17 protein-coding genes are annotated in these 19288 nt (G+C 63.8%); 8 read left to right on the top strand and 9 right to left on the bottom strand.

The features are described 5' to 3' along the window. The first annotated feature begins 49 nt into the window (after positions 1-49). The gene (gene rarD / locus AU381_RS06325) at positions 50-988 is read left to right on the top strand and encodes an EamA family transporter RarD (protein ID WP_064240914.1); all 939 of its coding nucleotides are present in this window, start codon (positions 50-52) and stop codon (positions 986-988) included. A 1-nt stretch (position 989) separates the two neighbouring features. Here the strand turns inward: rarD and AU381_RS06320 are convergent, their stop codons facing one another. Further along, positions 990-1607, bottom strand: coding sequence for an LOG family protein (locus tag AU381_RS06320; protein WP_064241832.1), 618 nt, complete (start codon positions 1605-1607; stop codon positions 990-992). Positions 1608-1849: 242 nt separating this feature from the next. Between AU381_RS06320 and AU381_RS06315 the strand changes: the two genes are divergently transcribed. The 4 genes from AU381_RS06315 (at position 1850) to AU381_RS06300 (ending at position 7404) form a co-directional block, all read left to right on the top strand. Continuing rightward, positions 1850-3571, top strand: a complete 1722-nt coding sequence (locus AU381_RS06315) for a LysM peptidoglycan-binding domain-containing protein (RefSeq protein ID WP_064240913.1) — start codon at positions 1850-1852, stop codon at positions 3569-3571. Between the two features lie 160 nt (positions 3572-3731). Then, entirely contained in the window at positions 3732-5624 is a 1893-nt protein-coding gene (locus tag AU381_RS06310; RefSeq protein WP_064240912.1) for an ABCB family ABC transporter ATP-binding protein/permease, read from the top strand. A gap of 208 nt (positions 5625-5832) precedes the next feature. Further along, positions 5833-6531, top strand: coding sequence for a phosphatidylserine decarboxylase (locus AU381_RS06305; RefSeq protein ID WP_064240911.1), 699 nt, complete (start codon positions 5833-5835; stop codon positions 6529-6531). Positions 6532-6540: 9 nt separating this feature from the next. After that, positions 6541-7404 carry a CDP-alcohol phosphatidyltransferase family protein gene (locus AU381_RS06300; RefSeq protein ID WP_064240910.1) on the top strand — a complete coding sequence of 288 codons (864 nt, stop codon included), beginning with the start codon at positions 6541-6543 and terminating at the stop codon, positions 7402-7404. A gap of 165 nt (positions 7405-7569) precedes the next feature. On the opposite strand, the gene AU381_RS06295 is transcribed toward AU381_RS06300, so the two are convergent. The 5 genes from AU381_RS06295 to alr form a co-directional block, all read right to left on the bottom strand. After that, positions 7570-8310, bottom strand: coding sequence for an SDR family NAD(P)-dependent oxidoreductase (locus tag AU381_RS06295; RefSeq protein WP_064240909.1), 741 nt, complete (start codon positions 8308-8310; stop codon positions 7570-7572). 12 nt (positions 8311-8322) lie between these two features. Next, positions 8323-9813: an amidophosphoribosyltransferase gene (gene purF / locus AU381_RS06290; protein WP_064240908.1), complete on the bottom strand. Its 1491-nt coding sequence runs from the start codon at positions 9811-9813 to the stop codon at positions 8323-8325. Between the two features lie 144 nt (positions 9814-9957). After that, positions 9958-10557, bottom strand: coding sequence for a CvpA family protein (locus tag AU381_RS06285; protein ID WP_064240907.1), 600 nt, complete (start codon positions 10555-10557; stop codon positions 9958-9960). Positions 10558-10699: 142 nt separating this feature from the next. Further along, on the bottom strand, positions 10700-12103 hold the full coding sequence (gene radA / locus AU381_RS06280; protein ID WP_064240906.1) for a DNA repair protein RadA: 1404 nt from the start codon (positions 12101-12103) through the stop codon (positions 10700-10702). Between the two features lie 230 nt (positions 12104-12333). Further along, entirely contained in the window at positions 12334-13473 is a 1140-nt protein-coding gene (gene alr, locus AU381_RS06275) for an alanine racemase (protein WP_064240905.1), read from the bottom strand. 127 nt (positions 13474-13600) lie between these two features. On the opposite strand from alr, the gene AU381_RS06270 reads away from it, so the two are divergent. The 3 genes from AU381_RS06270 to AU381_RS06260 all read left to right on the top strand — a co-directional run bounded on the left by AU381_RS06270 (position 13601) and on the right by AU381_RS06260 (position 15534). After that, a complete protein-coding gene (locus tag AU381_RS06270) occupies positions 13601-14458 on the top strand; it encodes an AraC family transcriptional regulator (RefSeq protein ID WP_064240904.1) in 858 nt (285 codons plus the stop codon). A 120-nt stretch (positions 14459-14578) separates the two neighbouring features. After that, positions 14579-15232, top strand: coding sequence for an AzlC family ABC transporter permease (locus AU381_RS06265; protein ID WP_064240903.1), 654 nt, complete (start codon positions 14579-14581; stop codon positions 15230-15232). Further along, a complete protein-coding gene (locus AU381_RS06260) occupies positions 15229-15534 on the top strand; it encodes an AzlD family protein (RefSeq protein ID WP_064240902.1) in 306 nt (101 codons plus the stop codon). Before AU381_RS06265 ends, AU381_RS06260 begins: the two co-directional genes overlap by 4 nt. Positions 15535-15756: 222 nt before the next feature. Here the strand turns inward: AU381_RS06260 and AU381_RS06255 are convergent, their stop codons facing one another. The 3 genes from AU381_RS06255 to AU381_RS06245 form a co-directional block, all read right to left on the bottom strand. Further along, complete coding sequence (locus AU381_RS06255) at positions 15757-17256, bottom strand: replicative DNA helicase (protein WP_064240901.1); 1500 nt, start codon at positions 17254-17256, stop codon at positions 15757-15759. Between the two features lie 328 nt (positions 17257-17584). Next, positions 17585-18160: a 50S ribosomal protein L9 gene (rplI, locus tag AU381_RS06250; RefSeq protein ID WP_064240900.1), complete on the bottom strand. Its 576-nt coding sequence runs from the start codon at positions 18158-18160 to the stop codon at positions 17585-17587. A gap of 35 nt (positions 18161-18195) precedes the next feature. Further along, positions 18196-19149 (bottom strand): YybS family protein, encoded by a 954-nt coding sequence (locus tag AU381_RS06245; protein WP_064240899.1) that lies wholly within the window; start codon positions 19147-19149, stop codon positions 18196-18198. Positions 19150-19288 lie beyond the last annotated feature (139 nt).

Genomic DNA, 19288 nt, shown 5'->3' with positions numbered 1-19288 from the left:
ACCGGAGCGGTCCCCGCCTGGCTCCGGTCTAGTTTTCAGGATCAAGGTCATGGCCGAGCCGAACGCGAAACAGCCCGCCGAGAATACCGATTCCGCGAGAGGCTTCGCCTTCGCGCTGACGGCCTATCTGCTCTGGGGTTTCCTGCCCTTCTTCATGAAGGCCGTAGCGCACATCCCTGCGCCCGAAGTCGTCGCCCACCGCATCGTCTGGTCGGTGCCGCTCGCGGGCCTCGTGCTTCTTTGGCTTGGCCGCACGCAGGAGATCAGGACCGCGTTGCGCTCGCCCCGCATGCTGAAGATGGCGACGCTCACGGCCGCCCTCATCACCGTCAACTGGGGCATCTACGTCTGGGCGATCGGGGCCGGCCGGGCGATCGAGACGGCACTCGGCTACTACATCAACCCGCTGTTTTCGATTTTCCTCGGGGCCCTCCTGCTCAAGGAGAGGCCGAATCCGGCGCAGATGGTGGCGATCGGGCTCGCCGCGCTCGCCGTCGCCGTGCTCGCCTTCGACGCCGGCGGCCTGCCCTGGGTCTCGATCGGGCTCTGCATCTCCTGGGGCTTTTACGCCTTCTTCCGCAAGACGCTGCCGATCGGGCCGAATCAGGGCTTCTTCCTCGAAGTGCTTCTGCTCAGCGTCCCGGCCGCCGGCTACATCATCTGGCTCGAAGCGACGGGGCAGGGGCATTTCGGCGACACGAACATGACCGACGTCGTCCTGCTTCTCTCCTGCGGTCTCGTGACCGCCGTGCCGCTGATGATATATGCCAATGGCGCCAAGCTCCTGCGGCTCTCGACCATCGGCATCATGCAATATATCGCTCCGACGATGATCTTCGTGATCGCTGTCTTCGTGTTCCACGAGCCCTTCGGCGCCGCAAAACTCATCGCCTTCGCGCTGATCTGGGCAGCACTCTTCATCTATTCGGGAGCGATGCTGGCCGAAAGCAGGGCGCGCCGCGCCGCGCAGCCGACGCCGGCGGAATAGTTCACATCTTGGAAATGATCTCGGATTCGCCTTCGCGGCCATTCGCGGCGGCGGAGGCCAGGATCCCGGGGATGATGTCTTCGATCCGGTCGATCACCAGCGGCTGAACCAGGTGCGCCGTGTGGACGAAGCCTTGCTCGCGCATGTGCTGCAGAAGTTCCAGCATCGGCGCCCAGAAGCCGTTGATATTACCGAACACCATCGGCTTGCGGTGACGGCCGAGCTGCGCCCAGGTCATGATCTCGACGATCTCCTCGAGCGTCCCGATGCCGCCGGGAAGCGCGATGAAGGCGTCGGCGCGCTCGAACATCGTGTGCTTGCGCTCGTGCATGTCGCCGGTGACGATGAGTTCGTTGAGCTGTCCGAGCGAGTGGCGGGTCGCTTCCTTGTCCATCAGGAACTCGGGAATGATGCCGGTGACGTGACCGCCGGCCGAAAGCACGCCGCTCGCAACCGCACCCATGATGCCGCGGGTGCCGCCGCCATAGACGAGCTGCAGGCCATGATCGGCGATCGATCTGCCGAGAAGCCGCCCCGCCTCCATATGCGCGGGGTCCCGCCCGGGCTGTGAACCGCAGTAGACGCAGACGGATCGAATCGGGGTAGGACGCGTGCTCATGAAGGCAAAAGACATTGCAGCGCAGCACGGGTCAAGGAAAATGCGCGAAAACGCGTCACGCCGTTGCTTGCCTGCGCAGTCGAAGCTTGTGCTTAACTACAGGAAACGTTAGCAATTTCAGCAATACATTGAAGAATTCGGACGGAAGACCGCCGTTGCGCTATAATGTAGCAAAGGCTTGCATGTTGTGAGCCGATAAAGGGGCATGCGCGGAGCACCGCTCCGCTCCTGTGGAGAGTGGCATGATAAAGAACACGGCCAGCTGGGTGGCCCTCGGTGTGCTGGCGATTGCGACTGCATTGATGGTCTTCGTGGTTCAGCCGAACCTCGATCTGAACGAAGATGACAAGGAGCAGACGGCGCAATCCGAGGCAACCGGCAGTGAGACCGCAGGAGCGCCGGCCGCCAAGGTCGAAGACGCTCCGGGCACCGCGCAAGATGCGACCAAGGAACGGGCGGCCACGGCTGCCGGCAGCACCGCTGCCGGTGCGGCCGACGCGGCTACCGACTTGGCCGTTCCAGGCTTTGATCTTCTTCGGGTCGAGCCGGACGGGTCGACCGTCGTCGCCGGCCGTGCTCCGCCCGGTACGAAGCTCGAAATTCTAAGCGGCGATACCGTCGTTGGTACGGCCGATGTCAGCGCCGCCGGGGACTTCGCCGCCGTCTTCGACAAGCCGCTTGCCGCTGGAGACCACCAGCTGACGCTCAGAAGCGTCGGTGCCGACGGCGCCAGCAAGATCTCGGAGGAGGTCGCGACTGTTTCGGTGCCGAAGGAGCCGGGCGGGCAACTGCTCGCGATGGTCTCCAAACCGGGCGAGGCCAGCCGGCTGATCACCACGCCGAAGACCGAGACCAGGCCGATCGAGGCTGCCGCCGCGCCCGCCACGCAGAATGGCGCGACGGAGGCGGCGCCTGCGATACCGGCCCCCTCCAATATCGTGCCGGGATTGCAGGTGACGGCCGTGGAGATCGAAGGAAAGAGGATATTCGTTGCCGGCAATGCGAAACCCGGAGCGCTGGTGCGCATCTATGCCGACGACAAGCTCGTCGGTGAGATGAAGGCCGACGACAAGGGGCACTTCGTCGTCGATGGCTCGATTGACCTTGCCGTCGGCAGTCACATCATCCGTGCGGACATGTTGAGCGAAGACGCCAACAAGGTGGCGATGCGCGCCTCGGTGCCTTTCGACAGGCCGGCCGGCGCCCAGGTTGCCGCCATTGCCGGCTCCTCCGTGGACTCCGCTGCCGCTGCGCTCGATGGCTTGAGGACGGAAGCGGGCAAGGCGCTCGCCCTGTTGAAGGGACTCTTCGCCGATGGCAAGCAGCCCTCCGCCGAACAGCTTGCTGCAGCCCGGTCCGCGACGGAATTTGCGCTCAAGTCGCTTGCCGAATTCAAGCCGGCCGACAGTTCCGATGCGGCGCGGACGGCCGCGGCGGCCGAGGCTTCCAAGGCAGCCGCCGAGGCCCTGAACCTTCTGAGAAACTCTCCGCAGGATATGGCAAGCGTCGTTGCGACGCTGGGCAAGGTTGACGGGGTCATCGGCCCTGCCTTGCCGCAACGGGCGGCTGGGGAGGCGGTTGTGGCTGCTGCCAAGCCTCGGACGACGGCGAGTGACGCGCAGCAACCGCCGAAGCCCGAAATAGCGACGAATGCCGCAACTCAGCCTTCGGGCGAACAGATCGCCGCATCGCCGCCGGCTGACGCGGCGCCTGCAACGATCGAGCAGCCGCCGCTCAAGGAAAGCAAGGAATCCGTGATCATCCGCCGCGGCGATACGCTCTGGCAGATCTCGCGGCGTGTCTATGGCGCCGGCGTGCGTTACACGACGATCTATCTCGCCAACCGCGAACAGATCGACAATCCCGACCTGATTCGCCCGGGCCAGGTGTTCGGGGTTCCGAACGAGGCTCTCTCCGACGAGGAATCGCGGGAGATCCATCGCAAGCGCGTGAGACGCGAATAATTATCCTTGTTCCACCGCAATTCCATTGCGGCGGCGCGGGGGCAGACCTATCTGTAAGGAAACGCGGCGTCTTCAAAGGACGCCGCTTTTCATTGAGTGCAGGGGATCGCGGGCGGCCCGGGCGGCCGGCGTGGTCCAAAAGCATTGGAAGCAGACAGACGTGGCACCTCAGAAGCAGAAGAAGACGGTTTCCGCCGATGCCGCCAGTCCGTTGGGTACGATCGCCAATCTCTGGCCCTATATGTGGCCGACCGAGCGTCCCGATCTCAAGCTTCGGGTCATTTGGGCGACAGTCATCCTTGTCGCGGCCAAGGTTGTCCTTGTTCTCGTTCCCTATTTCTTCAAATGGGCGACGGATGCACTGAACAACAAGCCGGACGCGCTCGGCTTCCTGCCGCAATTCCTGACCGGTGCCGTGATGCTGGTGCTCGCCTACAATCTGGCGCGCCTTCTGCAGTCCGGCCTAAACCAATTGCGGGACGCCCTTTTTGCAAGTGTCGGCCAGCACGCCGTGCGGCAGCTTGCCTTTAGAACCTTCGTCCACATGCATCAATTGTCGCTGCGCTTCCATCTGGAGCGGCGCACCGGCGGGCTCTCGCGCATCATCGAGCGGGGTACCAAGGGCATCGAGACGATCGTTCGCTTCACGATCCTGAACAGCGTCCCGACATTGATCGAGTTTGTACTGACGGCGGCGATCTTCTGGTGGGGCTATGGCTTCAGCTATCTCGCCGTCACCGCCATCACCGTCTGGCTCTACATCTGGTTCACCGTGCGCGCCAGCGACTGGCGGATCGCCATTCGCCGGTCGATGAACGACAGCGACACCGATGCGAACACCAAGGCGATCGATTCGCTGCTCAACTTCGAGACCGTCAAATATTTTGGCAATGAAGAGATGGAGGCGAAGCGCTTCGACAAATCGATGGAGCGCTACGAACGCGCCGCGACCCAGGTCTGGACCTCTCTCGGCTGGCTGAACTTCGGCCAGGCGCTGATATTCGGGGCCGGCACGGCCGTGATGATGACGATCTCGGCGCTCGCCGTCAAAAGCGGGGAACAGACGATCGGCGATTTCGTCTTCATCAACGCCATGCTGATCCAGCTTGCCATTCCGCTGAACTTCATCGGTTTCGTCTATCGTGAGATTCGTCAGGGACTGACGGACATAGAACATATGTTCGATCTCCTCGACATTCAGGCGGAAGTGGTCGATCGGCCGGACGCGAAGGAACTCGACATCGGGCACGGCGCGATCGCCTTCAAGGACGTGCATTTCGCCTATGACGCGGCCCGGCCCATCCTCAAGGGAATTTCCTTCGAGGTACCCGCCGGCAAGACTGTGGCGGTCGTCGGTCCGTCCGGGGCCGGCAAGTCGACCCTGTCGCGGCTGCTCTATCGCTTCTACGACGTGCAGCGGGGATCGATCACCGTCGACGGTCAGGACGTGGGCGACGTCACCCAGAAGAGCCTGCGCGCCGCGATCGGCATGGTTCCCCAGGACACGGTGCTCTTCAACGACACGATCGCCTACAACATCCGCTACGGCCGGATGGCGGCCTCGGATAGCGAGGTTGAGGCGGCTGCCGAGGCGGCGCAGATCGCTGATTTCATCCGCGGCCTGCCGGAGGGCTATCGGGCCATGGTCGGCGAGCGTGGGCTGAAGCTCTCGGGCGGCGAGAAGCAGCGTGTCGCGATCGCGCGGACGATCCTGAAGGCACCGCCGATCCTGATCCTCGACGAGGCGACCTCCGCGCTCGACACGAAGACGGAGCAGGAGATCCAGGCGGCACTCGACGTCGTGTCGCGCAACCGCACCACGCTCGTCATTGCGCACCGTCTGTCGACCGTCATCAACGCCGACGAGATCATCGTTCTCAAGGACGGCGTCATCGCCGAACGGGGCACGCATGGCGAATTGATCGACCGCGACGGCCTTTACGCCTCCATGTGGAGCCGCCAGCGCGAGGCAACGCAAGCCGAGGAGCAGTTGAAGCGGGTGCGCGAACGCGACGATCTCGGCATCGTCGACCGCGGCGCGCCGGCGGCCTGACGAGGATCGCTGCAAACCGCATCGTCGCAACCCCATCGCCTTCGCCGTTGCCGGGGCCTCGAAATCGCGCTACTGCATGTTTCCTTAAATCGTAGCCGATTTAAGGACAAAAACATGCAGCAATTCAAAGTGCTACAGCGTCCTTTGTGCGTCTGATAAGACGCACGGCGCTGTAGTTCACGTTCGGCGTCATATCTGGAGTAAGTTCATGAGCTTGGTCGAAACGGTCCGCAACACGCTGGTCCCGGTGCACAAGGAAGGCTATCGCTTCATTGCGATCTTCTTCGTCGTTTCCCTGATCCTTGGCTTCCTTTGGGAACCGCTGATGTGGATCGGCTTTCTGTTGACCGCCTGGTGCGCCTATTTCTTTCGCGATCCGGAGCGCATGACGCCCATCGACGAGGATCTCGTCATCAGCCCGGCCGACGGGCGCGTATCCTCGGTCGCCACCGTCACTCCGCCGGAGGAACTGGGGCTAGGCTCGGAGCCGATGCTGCGCATTTCCGTGTTCATGAATGTCTTCGATTGCCATGTGAACCGGGCGCCGATGAGTGGCACCGTCAGGCGCATCGCCTATCGGGCCGGCAGCTTCCTGAACGCCGAACTCGACAAGGCGAGTCTGGATAACGAACGCAACGGCCTGGTCGTCGAAACGAGCCACGGCCCCATCGGGGTCGTCCAGATCGCCGGCCTGGTCGCGCGGCGCATCCTCTGCTGGACGACGGAGAATGCCGCGCTGGAAGGGGGCGAGCGTTTCGGTCTCATCCGGTTCGGCTCGCGCGTCGACGTGTTTCTGCCGGAGGGCGCGCAGCCGCGCGTCAGTGTCGGCCAGAAGGCAATTGCCGGCGAAACGGTGATCGCCGAATACGGCTCGCCGAAGGGGCCGGTCATCAGCCGACGCGCGTGAGGAACCGATATGGAAAATCCCCGGCAGGAAGAAGCGGCCGAGACCCCGGAAGCGGCGACCGATACGAACGACGCCCATGAAAAGGCCCGTGGCCCTCGGCTGCGGGAAATCCCTCTGCGCCTGATGGTCCCGAACACGATCACCGTCCTGGCGATTTGTGCGGGCCTCTCCGGCATCCGCCTTGCCTTCGAGAATCGCTTCGAACTCGCCGTCGCGATGGTTCTGTTTGCGGCATTCCTGGATGGCATCGACGGGCGCGTGGCGCGGCTGCTCAAGGCGACGTCGAGCTTCGGAGTCCAGATGGACTCGCTTGCCGACATCATCAATTTCGGCGTCGCCCCGGCTCTCGTCCTATACGTCTTTCTGCTCGATCAGGCGCGCTCGGTCGGCTGGATCGCCGCGCTGATCTATGCGATCGCGGTCGGCCTGAGACTCGCCCGCTTCAACGTCATGGCCGAGCGCCCCGTCAAGGCGGCCTGGCAGTCGGAATATTTCGTCGGCGTGCCGGCCCCGGCCGGCGCCATGCTGGTACTGCTGCCGGTCTATATCGGTCTCCTCGGGCTGGCGCCCGGCAGGATCTTCGCCTTGATAGCGGCGGTCTATACCGTTCTGATCGCCTTCCTGCTGGTCAGCCGCCTGCCGGTCTGGTCCGGCAAGTCCGACAATCGCGTGCGCCGCGATCTGGTGCTCCCGGCCATCCTGATCGTCGTTCTCTATGTCGCGACGCTGATGACCTACACCTGGGAGACGATGGTTGTTACGGCAGTCGCCTATCTGATCAGCCTGCCGTTCGGCGCCCGCTCCTGGCAGCGCAAATACGGCGACTGGCCTGCCGGCCAGGGCGGTGATGGCTTGCCGGGAGACAGCGAGTAGGCAAACGGCATATTGGGTTTTGCCCCTCATCCGCCTGCCGGCACCTTCTCCCCGCAAGCGGGGCGAGGGGACTCGCGGCAACGCCTCAGTCCCCTCTCCCCGCGTGCGGGGAGAGGGCTAGGGTGAGGGGCAATTGCAACCTTGGCAAGATCCGCTGCCGCCAGCCTACTCCGGCAGATGATAGTCGACGATCTTCTTTTCCCGGACAAGGAAGAGCTTGCCGGTCTCGGTCTGCTCGGGCCCGAGCAGGGGCATCAGCGCGGCGGCGACCTCGGAGGGGTGCGGCACGGTGGCCGGATCTTCGCCTGGCACGGCCTGGGCTCGCATCGCGGTCCGCGTCGCGCCCGGATCGACGCTGAGGATGCGGAGCGGCAGACGCTGCGTCTCGTATGCCCAGGTCCGCGCCAATGCCTCGACGGCGGCCTTGGAGGCGGAGTAGGGGCCCCAGAACGGCTTGCACTTGTGCGCGGCACTCGAGGAAAGGATGAGGGCCCGGCCGGCGTCGGCCTTGACGAGCAGCGGCTCGAGCGAGCGGATCAGGCGCCAGGTGGCGGTGACGTTGATCGTCATCACCTTTTCGAAGACCTTGGACTCGACGTGGCCGATCGGCGAGATCGTGCCGAGCACGCCGGCATTGGCAACCATGATGTCGAGCTTGCCCCAGCGTTCGTTGATGGCGCCGCCGAGCTTGTCGATCGCGGCCATGTCGGCAAGGTCGAAGGGGACCAGCGTCGCCGACCCGCCCACTGCCTTGACGGCGTCGTCCAGCTCCTCCAGGCCGCCGACGGTGCGGGCGCAGGCGATGACATGCGCGCCGGCCTTGGCGAGTTCGAGGGCGGTGAAATAGCCGATACCGCGCGATGCGCCGGTGACGACGGCGATCCGGTCTTTCAGATTGAGCGTCATTGTGTTGTCTGGTTATCCGTTGCTGGCAAGAACCGAAAGTTTGCGGACGTTGCTCGCGCCTTCCTGGTCGAGCAGGCGGGTCGGATAATCGCCGGTGAAATAATGATCGGTGAATTGAGGCGCCTGCGGATCGCGCGAGGTGCCGCCGACGGCCCGGTAGAGACCGTCGATTGTCAGAAACTCGAGCGAATCCGCGCCGATGTAGCGGCACATCGAGGCGAGATTGGCATGCTGGTTGGCGAGCAGCTTGTCTCGGTCGGGCGTGTCGATGCCGTAGAAATCCGGGTGAAAGATCATCGGGCTCGCGACGCGGATATGCACTTCGCGCGCACCGGCATCGCGGATCATCTGGACGATCTTGACCGACGTCGTGCCGCGGACGATGGAATCGTCGACGAGCACGACGCGCTTGTCCTTGATCATGGCGCGGTTGGCCGAATGCTTCAGCTTGACGCCGAAGGCGCGGATCTGCTGCGTCGGCTCGATGAAGGTCCGTCCGACATAGTGGTTGCGGATGATGCCGTATTCGAAGGGAATGCCGCTCTGCTGTGCGTAGCCGAGTGCGGCCGGAGTGCCGCCGTCGGGCACGGGAACGACGACATCCGCCTCGACGGGCGATTCCTTGGCGAGATTGATGCCCATGTTCTTGCGCGCCACATAGACGCTGCGGCCGCCGACGACCGAATCCGGACGGGCGAAGTAGACATATTCGAAAAGGCACAGCCGTTCGGGCTGCGGTGCTTCCGGCTTGCGCGCGTCGATCGAGACCGAGCCGTCCGGCTGGATTTCGCAAATGACCACTTCGCCGTTTTCGACATCGCGGATGTATTTGGCGCCGATGATGTCGAGCGCGCAGGTTTCCGAACAGAAGATCGGCTTGCCGTCGAGTTCGCCCATGACGAGCGGGCGGATGCCGATCGGGTCGCGCGCGGCGATCAGCTTGGTTCGCGTCATCGCCAGCATCGAATAACCGCCTTCCATCTGGCGAATGGCGTCGATGAACCGGTCGGACGAGGAGGTCTGCTTCGAGCGGGCGATCAAGTGAAGGACGACTTCGGTGTCCGAAGTCGACTGACAGATGGCGCCGTCGGCAATCAACTGGCGGCGGAGCGTCAGGCCATTGGTGAAATTGCCGTTATGGGCGATAGCGATGCCGCCGACTTCGAGTTCGGCAAAGAGCGGCTGGACGTTGCGCAGCGCCACCTCACCGGTCGTCGAGTAGCGCGTGTGCCCGATGGAAATATAGCCCGGCAGCTTGGCGAGCGTGGCGGGGTCGGTATAGTGGTCCCCGACGAGGCCCATGCGCTTTTCGGTATAGAACTGCTTGCCGTCGAAGGTGACGATACCGGCCGCTTCCTGGCCGCGATGCTGGAGCGCGTGCAATCCAAGCGCCGTCAGGGTGGCCGCGTCCGGATGACCGAGTATGCCGAACACGCCGCACTCCTCGTGCAGGGTATCGCCGTCGAGTTCGTCGTGGATTTCACTGGATCTGAGATCGGTCATCGCAGTCGCCTTTGCTCCGTGCCGGTGCGCATATCGTGATCAGGCTGCCAGACGTCAAGCAATCTTAGCCGAAATGACTGGCAAGGGTGATTCCAAATGGACAAAGCCCGCACAGCGGGCTTTGTTGCAAAATTTTCTCGTGTCTCAGCCGTTCGTGGCCGGTGCTTCCTCGGCGGGCGACTGGTCGGTCGCGGCCGGCGGCGCATCGCTTTCGCCTTCGCCCGTCGTGTCCTTGCCGCGCAGGCGATCGAGAATGGTGGCATCCGCCTCTTCCGGCAGCAGCGCGACCAGCCTGTTTCCGAGGTCGTCGAGCAGCGGCTTCGATTTTGCCTCGGTAACCCAGATCGGCTGCTGCGGCGGCGCCACAAGCCAGTTGAAGAACAGCATGGCGACCACGACGAGCAGGATGCCGCGCGCGGCACCGAAGAGGAAGCCGAGCGTGCGGTCGAGCGCACCGATGCGGCTGTCGATGATGAAATCGGCGATCCGCATGGTGATGAAGGAAATGATGATCAGCGCCACCAGGAAGATCACGGCTGCCGAGCCGATCATCGCGACCGTGTCATTGGTGGTGTATTGCTTGGCATAAGGCAGCAGGTGCGGATAGAGGAAATAGGCCGCCGCCGCCGCACCGACCCAGCTCGCGACAGAAAGGACTTCGCGCGAGAAACCGCGGACCATGGCGAGGATGGCGGAAAACAGTGCTACGCCGAGAACGATACCGTCGAGAATTGTAATGGGCATGTTGTCCTTACTCCGACCCCGTCTTTTCTCGGGTCTTACCAAGCTTATCCGCCGCAGGTCCCGTCCGCACGCGCCCAGACCATCTTTCCACCGCTTGTCGACCGTGCCGCACTGGAAGTCCCCTTCGGTGGCGCTCGATCCTTCACTCCGCCTCGTCTGCCTGCTGCAGGGCACGTCGCGATCCGGCGATGCGCGCCACCAGGTCCGGAAGGCTTTCCATCTCGCTCCACCGGCCATTGCCGCTCCTCGGCAGGTCGGCTGTTGCAGATGGCAATACGGCCTGGGAGAAACCGAGCTTCTCGGCTTCCTTGAGACGTTGACCAGTATGCGAAACCGGCCGGACTGCGCCCGACAAGCTGACTTCGCCGAAATAGACGCAATCGGCCGGAAGAGCAAGCCCGGCGAGCGACGAAACCAGCGCGGATGCGACGGCGAGATCGGCCGCCGGTTCGGAAATCCGGTATCCGCCGGCGACGTTCAGATAGACGTCGTGCTGGCCGAGCCGGACGCCGCAATGAGCCTCGAGCACCGCGAGGATCATGGAGAGCCGCGCCGAGTCCCAGCCGACGACCGCCCGCCGCGGCGTGCCGAGCGACGTCGGCGCGACCAGCGCCTGCACTTCGACGAGCAGCGGCCGGGTTCCTTCCATGCCGGCGAAGACGGCGGCGCCGGGCGATTTCTCGTTGCGCTCTCCGAGAAAGAGTTCGGACGGGTTGGCAACTTCGCGCAAACCCCGGTCCGACATCTCGAACACGCCAATTTCGTCGGTCGGCCCGAAGCGGTTCTTCACGGTCCTGAGGATGCGGTAATGATGGCCGCGGTCGCCCTCGAAATAGAGGACGGCGTCGACCATGTGCTCGACGACGCGTGGGCCGGCGATCTGGCCTTCCTTGGTGACATGGCCGACGAGCACGACGGCCGTCCCGGTCTGCTTGGCAAAGCGGATCATCGCCTGAACGCCGGTGCGGACCTGCGTCACCGTTCCGGGGGCGGAGTCGACCGTATCGCTCCAGAGCGTCTGGATGGAATCGATTATGACGAGATCCGGTCGCTTGCCCTCGGCAAGCGTCGCCAGGATGTCCTCCACATTGGTCTCGGCGGCGAGCAGCACGTCGCTTTCGGCGGCGCCGAGCCGTTGGGCACGCAGGCGCACCTGGGCGACCGCCTCTTCGCCCGAGACGTAGATCACCCGGTGCTTGCGGCGCGAAAGCGCTGCCGCCGCCTGCATCAGCACGGTCGACTTACCGATACCGGGATCACCGCCGACGAGCAGTGCCGAGCCGCGCACGAAGCCGCCGCCGGTCACCCGGTCGAGTTCGGAAATGCCCGTTTCGATGCGCGGCGCGTCCTCGATGTCGCCGGAAAGGGTGGTGAGCGCCACCGGCCGTCCCTTCTTGGGCGCGCGCGTCGGACCGCCGCCGATGCCGCCCGTCGGATCTTCCTCGATGATCGTGTTCCACTCGCCGCATCCGTCGCACTTGCCGGCCCAGCGGGAGTGCACGGTGCCGCAATTCTGGCAGACGAACTGGGTACGGGTTTTCGCCATCGGGATCAGCTTTCGGCAAGTTGCAAGAGGCAGGGGCGGCCCGCCTCGGGAGAATCACTGTGAGCGGTCACATAATGACGTGAAATGCCGATCGAAAGGATGATTTTCGACACGTCCGAAACGACGGCTCAGGCGCCGCCGACATACAGCGCCGCGCGTCTTAAGACGCGCAAAGGTCGCTGTAGCACTTTTGAACTGCTGCATGTTTTTATCCTTAAATCGGCTACGATTTACGGAAACATGCAGTAGGTTCGGCAATAGCGGTGTCCGAGGCTCGTCAGCAACTCGTAGCCGATCGTACCGCCGGCACGCGCGACATCGTCGATGGCGACGTTCCGACCGAAAAGCTCGATATAGTCGCCGGCGCGCACGGCCCCTTCCGGCAGGTCGGTGACATCGAACAGGCTGAGGTCCATCGTGACCCGGCCGACATGCGGCACCTTCGTCCCATGCAGGAAGCCGAAGGCACCTGACGGCATCGACTGCCGGAGCGTGACCCCGCCGCCGGACACCGAGCGGTGATAGCCGTCGGCATAGCCGATTGCCACGGTCGCGATGCGGCTGTCGCGGGTAAATCGTGCCGAAGCGCCGTAACTTGCCGTTCCGCCCGACGGGACTTTGCGCAGTTGCAGAATGCGGGCTTCGGCGGTCACGACCGGCTTCATCGGGTTGATGGCGTCGCTCACCGCTTCGCCGCCATAGACCGCGATGCCCGGGCGGGTAAGGTCGAAATGGTAATCTTCGCCGAGAAAGACGCCGCCGGAATTCGCAAGGCTCGCGGGCACGCCTTCGAACGCGGCTGTCACCTCGCGAAAGCGCTGGAGTTGGTAGAGGTTCATCGGATGCTTGGGATCGTCGCCGCAAGCGAGATGGCTCATGACCAGCACGGGCGAAAAGCTCGCCGGGCGCGCCGGATCGTGAGCCAGCGCAATGGCCTCTTCGACCGAAAGGCCCAGCCGGTTCATGCCGGTGTCGACATGGAGAACGCAAGGATGGTCGCCCCGCTCGGATAGCGCCGCCATGAAGACGGCAAGCTGCTCCTCCGAGTTGATGATCGGCACGAGGTCGTTGGCGAAGAAAAGCTCCTCGTTGCCGGGCCACATGCCGGCGAGAACATAGATGCGGGCGTCCGGCAGGTGCGGGCGGAGCTCGGCACCTTCCTCGGCATCGGCGACGAAGAAATCCCGCGCGCCGGCCGCGTAAAGCGTGGGTGCCGCATGCGCGACGCCGATCCCATAAGCATTGGCTTTGAGCACGGCGGCGGCACGAGCCTTGCCCGAGCGCGCGTTCATCGCCCGCCAGTTGTCGGCGAGCGCCGTCAGGTCGATGGTGAGCCGGTTCGAGACAGCGAGGAATTCGGGACTGTGCATGGGCGAACTCTTGCATGGGCGACATGTGAGCAATACATCCAAGCGCCCGTTGCCGCAAATACCGCACTCGTTAAAGCTGAGCACTTTTGTGCAAGAGGAACAATCTCGGCACCGCTAGGATCGGCCGATGCATACGATCTCCCAGAAAGAGGCCATCGAGGCCATGCCGCTCAAGGGAGCCGAGCAGACCCGTTTCTGGCGGGATGCGCGGTTCAAGGGCATGGAATGCCTGAGTGCGACATTCATCACCCACGAGTTCGCGCCGCACGCGCACGACACCTTCAGCATCGGCGCCATCGAGGCGGGATCGCAGATCAGCACCATCAAGGGCGAGCGTTCGCAGACGGGACCCGGTGATCTCTACCTGATCAACCCCGACGAAACTCACGACGGGCATCCTGGCAGTGAAGGCTATCGTTACCGGATGATCTATCCGTCCGTGGAACTGTTCGCCGAAGTTCTCGAGGATGTCACCGGCCGTCCGTTTCGAGGCACCCCCTGTTTTTCCCGGCAGTGGCTGACGGACATCGAGCTTGCAGCCGCGTTCCGTCGCGCCCATCAGGTGCTGGAGGGAAATGCGGGAACGCTAGAGGCGGACGAAGGCATGTTCGGCTTCCTGGCGACACTGTTCGAGCGGCATGGCAGCGCCATCATCGTTCCGGTCCGCACGCGCGAGAGTTCCGCGGTGCATCGCGCCCGCGATTATCTGCTCGAAAACTATTCGAGCGACATCGGCCTCGACGAGCTTGCGAAAGTGGCCGGCCTCAGCCGCGCCCATCTGATCCGGGCCTTCCGCAAGGAGTTCCACATCACCCCGCATGCCTTTCTCACCGACAAACGGGTGCGCGAGGCAAGGACGCTCTTGCGAGAGGGCTGGTCGCCGGCCGATACCGCCTATCATTGCGGCTTTGCGGACCAGGCGCACTTCACCCGTCACTTCAAGGCGCGCACCGGCGTCACGCCGGGGGCCTTCCGCGCCGGCTGATCACTTTCGTTCAAGACCGGCCGTCGCTGCCCCTCTATGACTTCTCGGCAAAACAATGCGGAGATCGTCGACGTGAAAAGGGCAGGGATATCTCAGGAGTTTTTCGGCGGCATGAGGGCGATGGCGCCCTTGACCATCGCGGTGATGCCGATCGGCCTGGTCTTCGGTGCCGTTGCCGCGGGCAAGGGCCTGAGCAGCCTGGAAGCGACGCTGATGAGCGCCCTGGTCTTTGCCGGAGGGTCGCAGTTCGTCGCCATGGACATCTGGACGCATCCGGCCTCCTCGGGCGCGCTCGCCTTTTCGGCGCTGCTCGTCAATATCCGTCACCTGTTGATGAGCGCTTCGATCGGCACGAAGATGCCGGCCTTCTCTAGCCCGGCGAAATATGCCGCGATGCTGCTGCTCGCCGACGAAATCTGGGCGATGGCGGAGGTCCGCGCCGGCGAGACTCGGCTGACGCCCGCCTGGTATGCGGGCCTTGCCGTGCCGTTCTATTGTGCGTGGGTTCTGGCGAGCCTCGCCGGGGCCGCGGCCGGCGCCTTCCTCGGCGACCCGCAGGCGATCGGCCTGGATTTCGCGTTTCCGGCCGTCTTCACCGTCCTGGTAATGGGCTTCTGGAAGGGGCGGGACACCGGCGCCGTGCTCGCCGCCAGTGCCGCGGCGGCGGTTCTTGCTTATCAGCTTATACCCGGCGTCTGGTACATCGCGGCCGGTGCCGCTGCCGGCGTTGCCGCGACGCTCGTCACAACCCGACGTCAGGAGGCCTGCGCATGACGCTCGATCCCGATACTTTCCTCGCCATTGTCGCAATGGCCGCAGCCACGATGCTGACGCGCGTTGCCGGCATTGTCGTCATACGCTTCGTGACGATCGGCTCGCAGCAGAAGCGCGCCTTGGAGGCGATCCCTCCTGCCGTGCTGATGGCGGTCATCGCCCCAACGGCGCTCGTCACCGGGCCGGCCGAGACCCTCGCGACCGTAGCGACGGCGCTCGCCGCAATGCGACTGCCGTTGCTCCCAGCTGTGGCTATTGGGGTGTTTGTCGTCGCCGTCGCGAGAGCGCTGATCGGGGCGTAAAGAGCCCGATGTCCACCTTCGGATCGAATATTCTGTGTGTTTTGCCCCTCATCCGGCTGCCGCCACCTTCTCCCCGTGACCACGGGGAGAAGGGACCAGCGGCGCCGACTTTAATTCTTTCCGCAAGTTAAGCGAGGGGACTGGGAGAGTGCGGCTTGCCCCTTCTCCCCGTTATGACGGGGAGAAGGTCGCGGCAGCGGGATGAGGGGCAGAAAAATTGCCTCAATGCTCGTACTGCGTGAACGACGGATCGGCGAGGTCCGAGAAGCGGGTGAACTCCGACTGGAAGGCGAGCTTGACGGTGCCGGTCGGGCCGTGGCGCTGCTTGGCGATGATCACATCGGCCGTACCTTTCACCCGCTCCATCTGCATTTTCCACTCTTCGTATTTCGGATCGAGCTCGTCGCGCGGTTCCATGTTCTTCACATAGTATTCTTCGCGGAACACGAAGAGCACCACGTCGGCGTCCTGCTCGATCGAGCCCGATTCACGCAGGTCGGAAAGCTGCGGACGCTTGTCCTCGCGGCTTTCGACCGCGCGCGACAGCTGCGAGAGGGCGATGATCGGCACGTTGAGCTCCTTGCCGAGAGCCTTGAGGCCGGTGGTGATCTCGGTGATTTCCTGTACGCGGTTTTCGCCGGACTTCTTCGAGCCGGTCATCAGCTGGACGTAGTCGACGACGAGCACGTCGAGACCGCGCTGGCGCTTCAGGCGGCGGGCGCGCGCCGCAAGCTGGGCGATCGAGATACCGCCGGTCTGATCGATAAAGAGGGGCACTTTCTGCATCATCTGCGAGCAGGCGACGAGCTTCTCGAAATCGGCCTCGGAAATATCGCCGCGGCGGATCTTCGACGATGAGACTTCGGTCTGCTCGGAGATGATGCGGGTGGCGAGCTGTTCGGATGACATTTCGAGCGAATAGAAGCCGACGACGCCGCCGTTCTTCGCTTTGAACGAGCCGTCGGGCTGCACTTCCGGTTCATATGACGCGGCGATGTTGTAGGCGATGTTGGTCGCAAGCGATGTCTTGCCCATGCCCGGGCGCCCGGCGAGGATGATCAGGTCCGAGCGCTGCAGGCCGCCCATCTTGCCGTCGAGCGAATGGATGCCCGTGGAGATGCCGGAGAGGTGCCCGTCGCGCTCGAAAGCCTGTCCGGCCATGTCGATCGCCAGCGCCACGGCGTCGTTGAAGGATTGAAAGCCGCCGTCGTAGCGGCCGGTCTCGGCGAGTTCGAAAAGGCGCCGTTCGGCGTCCTCGATCTGGCTTTGCGGCGGCATGTCGAGCGGCGCATCAAAGGCGATGTTGACCATGTCCTCGCCGATGGTGATCAGCGATCGCCGAAGTGCCAGGTCGTAGATCGCCCTGCCGTAATCCTCCGCATTGATGATCGAGACGGCTTCCGCGGCAAGGCGCGCGAGGTACTGCGCGACCGTCAGATCGCCGACCTTGTCGTCGGCCTTGAGAAAGGTCTTGACCGTCACCGGGTTGGCGGTCTTGCCCATGCGGATGATTTCGCCGGCGACCTCGAAGATCTTGCGATGCAGGGGCTCGTAAAGATGCACCGGCTTGAGGAAATCGGAGACGCGGTAGAAGGCGTCGTTGTTGACCAGGATGGCGCCGAGCAGGGCCTGCTCGGCTTCCAGGTTGTTCGGCGCTTCGCGGTAATGCTGGTCCGCCTGATCCTTGGCCAAGGGAGCGAGCTTTCGCGCTGCGTCGTTCATGGTCGATCCGTATCCGCCTCTATTTCCCGTGTGCCAATCGGTTTGCTGCCTACCCTCCGACAAGTCTAGTGTAGCTATGCAACAGTGCCGGAGCTTGCGAGTCCGTCCTTGGTTTTTGGCGGTTGTTCACACTGATCCACAGGGGGGCGCGGGTAGACCCGAGACATGCCACGCCGGGCACTTGCACAATGGCGGAGGTCGGCCGCAAATCTAACTGATTCGTGGTCGCGCGTCGTCCGCCAATCGCCTTCGCGCGCTCTTCGTGATGGCAAAAGAAAAGCCCGGATCGCGGGGATCCGGGCTTGTCGTTGAGCTCTGTCGCTGAAGCTTATTCTTCTTCGGCCCCGAACTCGGCTTCCGGGTTGAAGAAGTCTTCCGGCTTCAGGGCGTCCTCGTCGACGCCGTAGATCGCGTCGGCAGACGTCAGGCTTTCGCCCTTGGACTGGCGCTCGGCTTCTTCGGCCGAACGGGCGACGTTGATATCGACGACCGCATCGACTTCCGCATGCAGGTGCAGGGTGACCTTGTGAAGGCCGATCGACTTGATCGGGTGGTTGAGGTTGACCTGGTTGCGGTTGATGTTGAAGCCTTCGGCAGCCAGCACGTCGATGATGTCGCGAGCGGCGACCGAGCCGTAAAGCTGGCCGGTTTCGCCGGCGGAGCGGACGATGACGAAGGCCTTGCCGTCGAGCTTCTCGGCGACCTTCTGGGCTTCCGACTTGCGCTCGAGGTTGCGGGCTTCAAGGGTTGCCCGCTCGGACTCGAATCGAGCCTTGTTGGCGGCGTTGGCGCGCAGAGCCTTGCCGAGCGGCAGCAGGTAGTTGCGGGCAAAGCCGTCGCGGACCTTTACGGTTTCGCCCATCTGGCCGAGCTTGGCGATGCGCTCGAGGAGAATGACTTCCATGTTGAGTTTCCTTTCAGGTTGGCATTGTTCGTTGGTTAGCTTTTTCCCGTCGGCGTGACCGCGATGGTTCGTCGCGTGTCGGTCAGGCCGGACAGGAGGAAGAAGACCGCCGGGATCGTGAAGACGAGCACCGACAGATAGGCGATCCACAGCACGGGAAGCCGCCAGGACTTGCCGCGCGTGCGGAAATGGAAGGAGGCGAAGCCCGAAACCAGGAAGCCCGCCCCGAATGTTCCGCAGACGAGGGCGCCGATCGCCGCCGGCGCGCCGCCCAGGAAGGTAAGGATCAGGCCGCCGAGGAAGATGAAGATGGCGTTGCGATGCATCCTGAGGGAAGAGGGGATGTCTTCGCGCGGCCGGACGGATCTTCCGGACATCTGCACGATGCGGGTCGCGACATAGTAGGCGGCAAACAGCATGACGACCCAGATCGCGCCCTGCACCAGCGGCAGCGCCAGCGTGAACATCGACTTGAGCTGGGCAATTGCGGCCGCGTCCGGATTGTAGAGCGGCTCCTGCGCCTTCACCGCCTCGATGACCATGTCGACCATCAGGTCGGAGACGCTTGAATCATATCCGATGATGGTCGCGACGATGATCATGCCGAGCGTAACCAGCCCGGCCAGGTGGCTGAGGATGTCGGAAAGCGGATACCAGGCGAGCGCGCCCTCGGGGCCGCCGAGTTCGGAGGCCGGTCGTGCCAGATTGGCGAGATGGCTGAGCCAGCCGGCCGGAACGAGCGTGACGACTAGGATGAGCAGCGCGAAATAGGGCGAAATCAGGCTTGCCGCCGTCGCGCCGGCCGCGATGATCGCGGTGAGCGCCGCGGCATTGCCCCAGCCGAGGCCGGCAATAAGGATCGGCAGTGCGGAAGCGGCATAGAGGACGATCGCGAGGGACGACTGCGTGTTCGCGCCCATCGAAAGAAGGGCGGCGGTAACACCGGCAAGCGCGCCGGTGATCAGCGATGTCCTGCGCCAGTTCTTCAACGTTCGCTGTCCTGCTGCAAGGGCAGTTAGGGGCGCGCCTTTGCTGCCCCAACATGGGATTTGGCGCTTTTCGCGCCGGTTCCGATCCGCGCCCACCGCGGAAGGGAGGCGTCAAGCCGCTCACCCGAAGGATGCGGCT

Source organism: Sinorhizobium glycinis, assembly GCF_001651865.1.
Lineage (GTDB): Bacteria > Pseudomonadota > Alphaproteobacteria > Rhizobiales > Rhizobiaceae > Sinorhizobium > Sinorhizobium glycinis.
Note: the sequence above shows the minus strand (reverse complement) of the source record. Positions and strands in the feature narration are given on the sequence as shown.

Excerpts from the sequence above, each read along its gene's own strand:
- AU381_RS06300 (WP_064240910.1), top strand. The coding sequence starts at position 6,541 with ATGGAAAATCCCCGGCAGGAAGAAGCGGCCGAGACCCCGGAAGCGGCG.
- rplI (WP_064240900.1), bottom strand. The coding sequence starts at position 18,160 with ATGGAAGTCATTCTCCTCGAGCGCATCGCCAAGCTCGGCCAGATGGGC.
- AU381_RS06305 (WP_064240911.1), top strand. The coding sequence starts at position 5,833 with ATGAGCTTGGTCGAAACGGTCCGCAACACGCTGGTCCCGGTGCACAAG.
- AU381_RS06320 (WP_064241832.1), bottom strand. The coding sequence starts at position 1,607 with ATGAGCACGCGTCCTACCCCGATTCGATCCGTCTGCGTCTACTGCGGT.
- alr (WP_064240905.1), bottom strand. The coding sequence starts at position 13,473 with ATGCACAGTCCCGAATTCCTCGCTGTCTCGAACCGGCTCACCATCGAC.
- rarD (WP_064240914.1), top strand. The coding sequence starts at position 50 with ATGGCCGAGCCGAACGCGAAACAGCCCGCCGAGAATACCGATTCCGCG.
- AU381_RS06315 (WP_064240913.1), top strand. The coding sequence starts at position 1,850 with ATGATAAAGAACACGGCCAGCTGGGTGGCCCTCGGTGTGCTGGCGATT.
- AU381_RS06295 (WP_064240909.1), bottom strand. The coding sequence starts at position 8,310 with ATGACGCTCAATCTGAAAGACCGGATCGCCGTCGTCACCGGCGCATCG.
- AU381_RS06255 (WP_064240901.1), bottom strand. The coding sequence starts at position 17,256 with ATGAACGACGCAGCGCGAAAGCTCGCTCCCTTGGCCAAGGATCAGGCG.
- radA (WP_064240906.1), bottom strand. The coding sequence starts at position 12,103 with ATGGCGAAAACCCGTACCCAGTTCGTCTGCCAGAATTGCGGCACCGTG.
- AU381_RS06260 (WP_064240902.1), top strand. The coding sequence starts at position 15,229 with ATGACGCTCGATCCCGATACTTTCCTCGCCATTGTCGCAATGGCCGCA.
- AU381_RS06285 (WP_064240907.1), bottom strand. The coding sequence starts at position 10,557 with ATGCCCATTACAATTCTCGACGGTATCGTTCTCGGCGTAGCACTGTTT.
- purF (WP_064240908.1), bottom strand. The coding sequence starts at position 9,813 with ATGACCGATCTCAGATCCAGTGAAATCCACGACGAACTCGACGGCGAT.
- AU381_RS06265 (WP_064240903.1), top strand. The coding sequence starts at position 14,579 with ATGGCGCCCTTGACCATCGCGGTGATGCCGATCGGCCTGGTCTTCGGT.
- AU381_RS06270 (WP_064240904.1), top strand. The coding sequence starts at position 13,601 with ATGCATACGATCTCCCAGAAAGAGGCCATCGAGGCCATGCCGCTCAAG.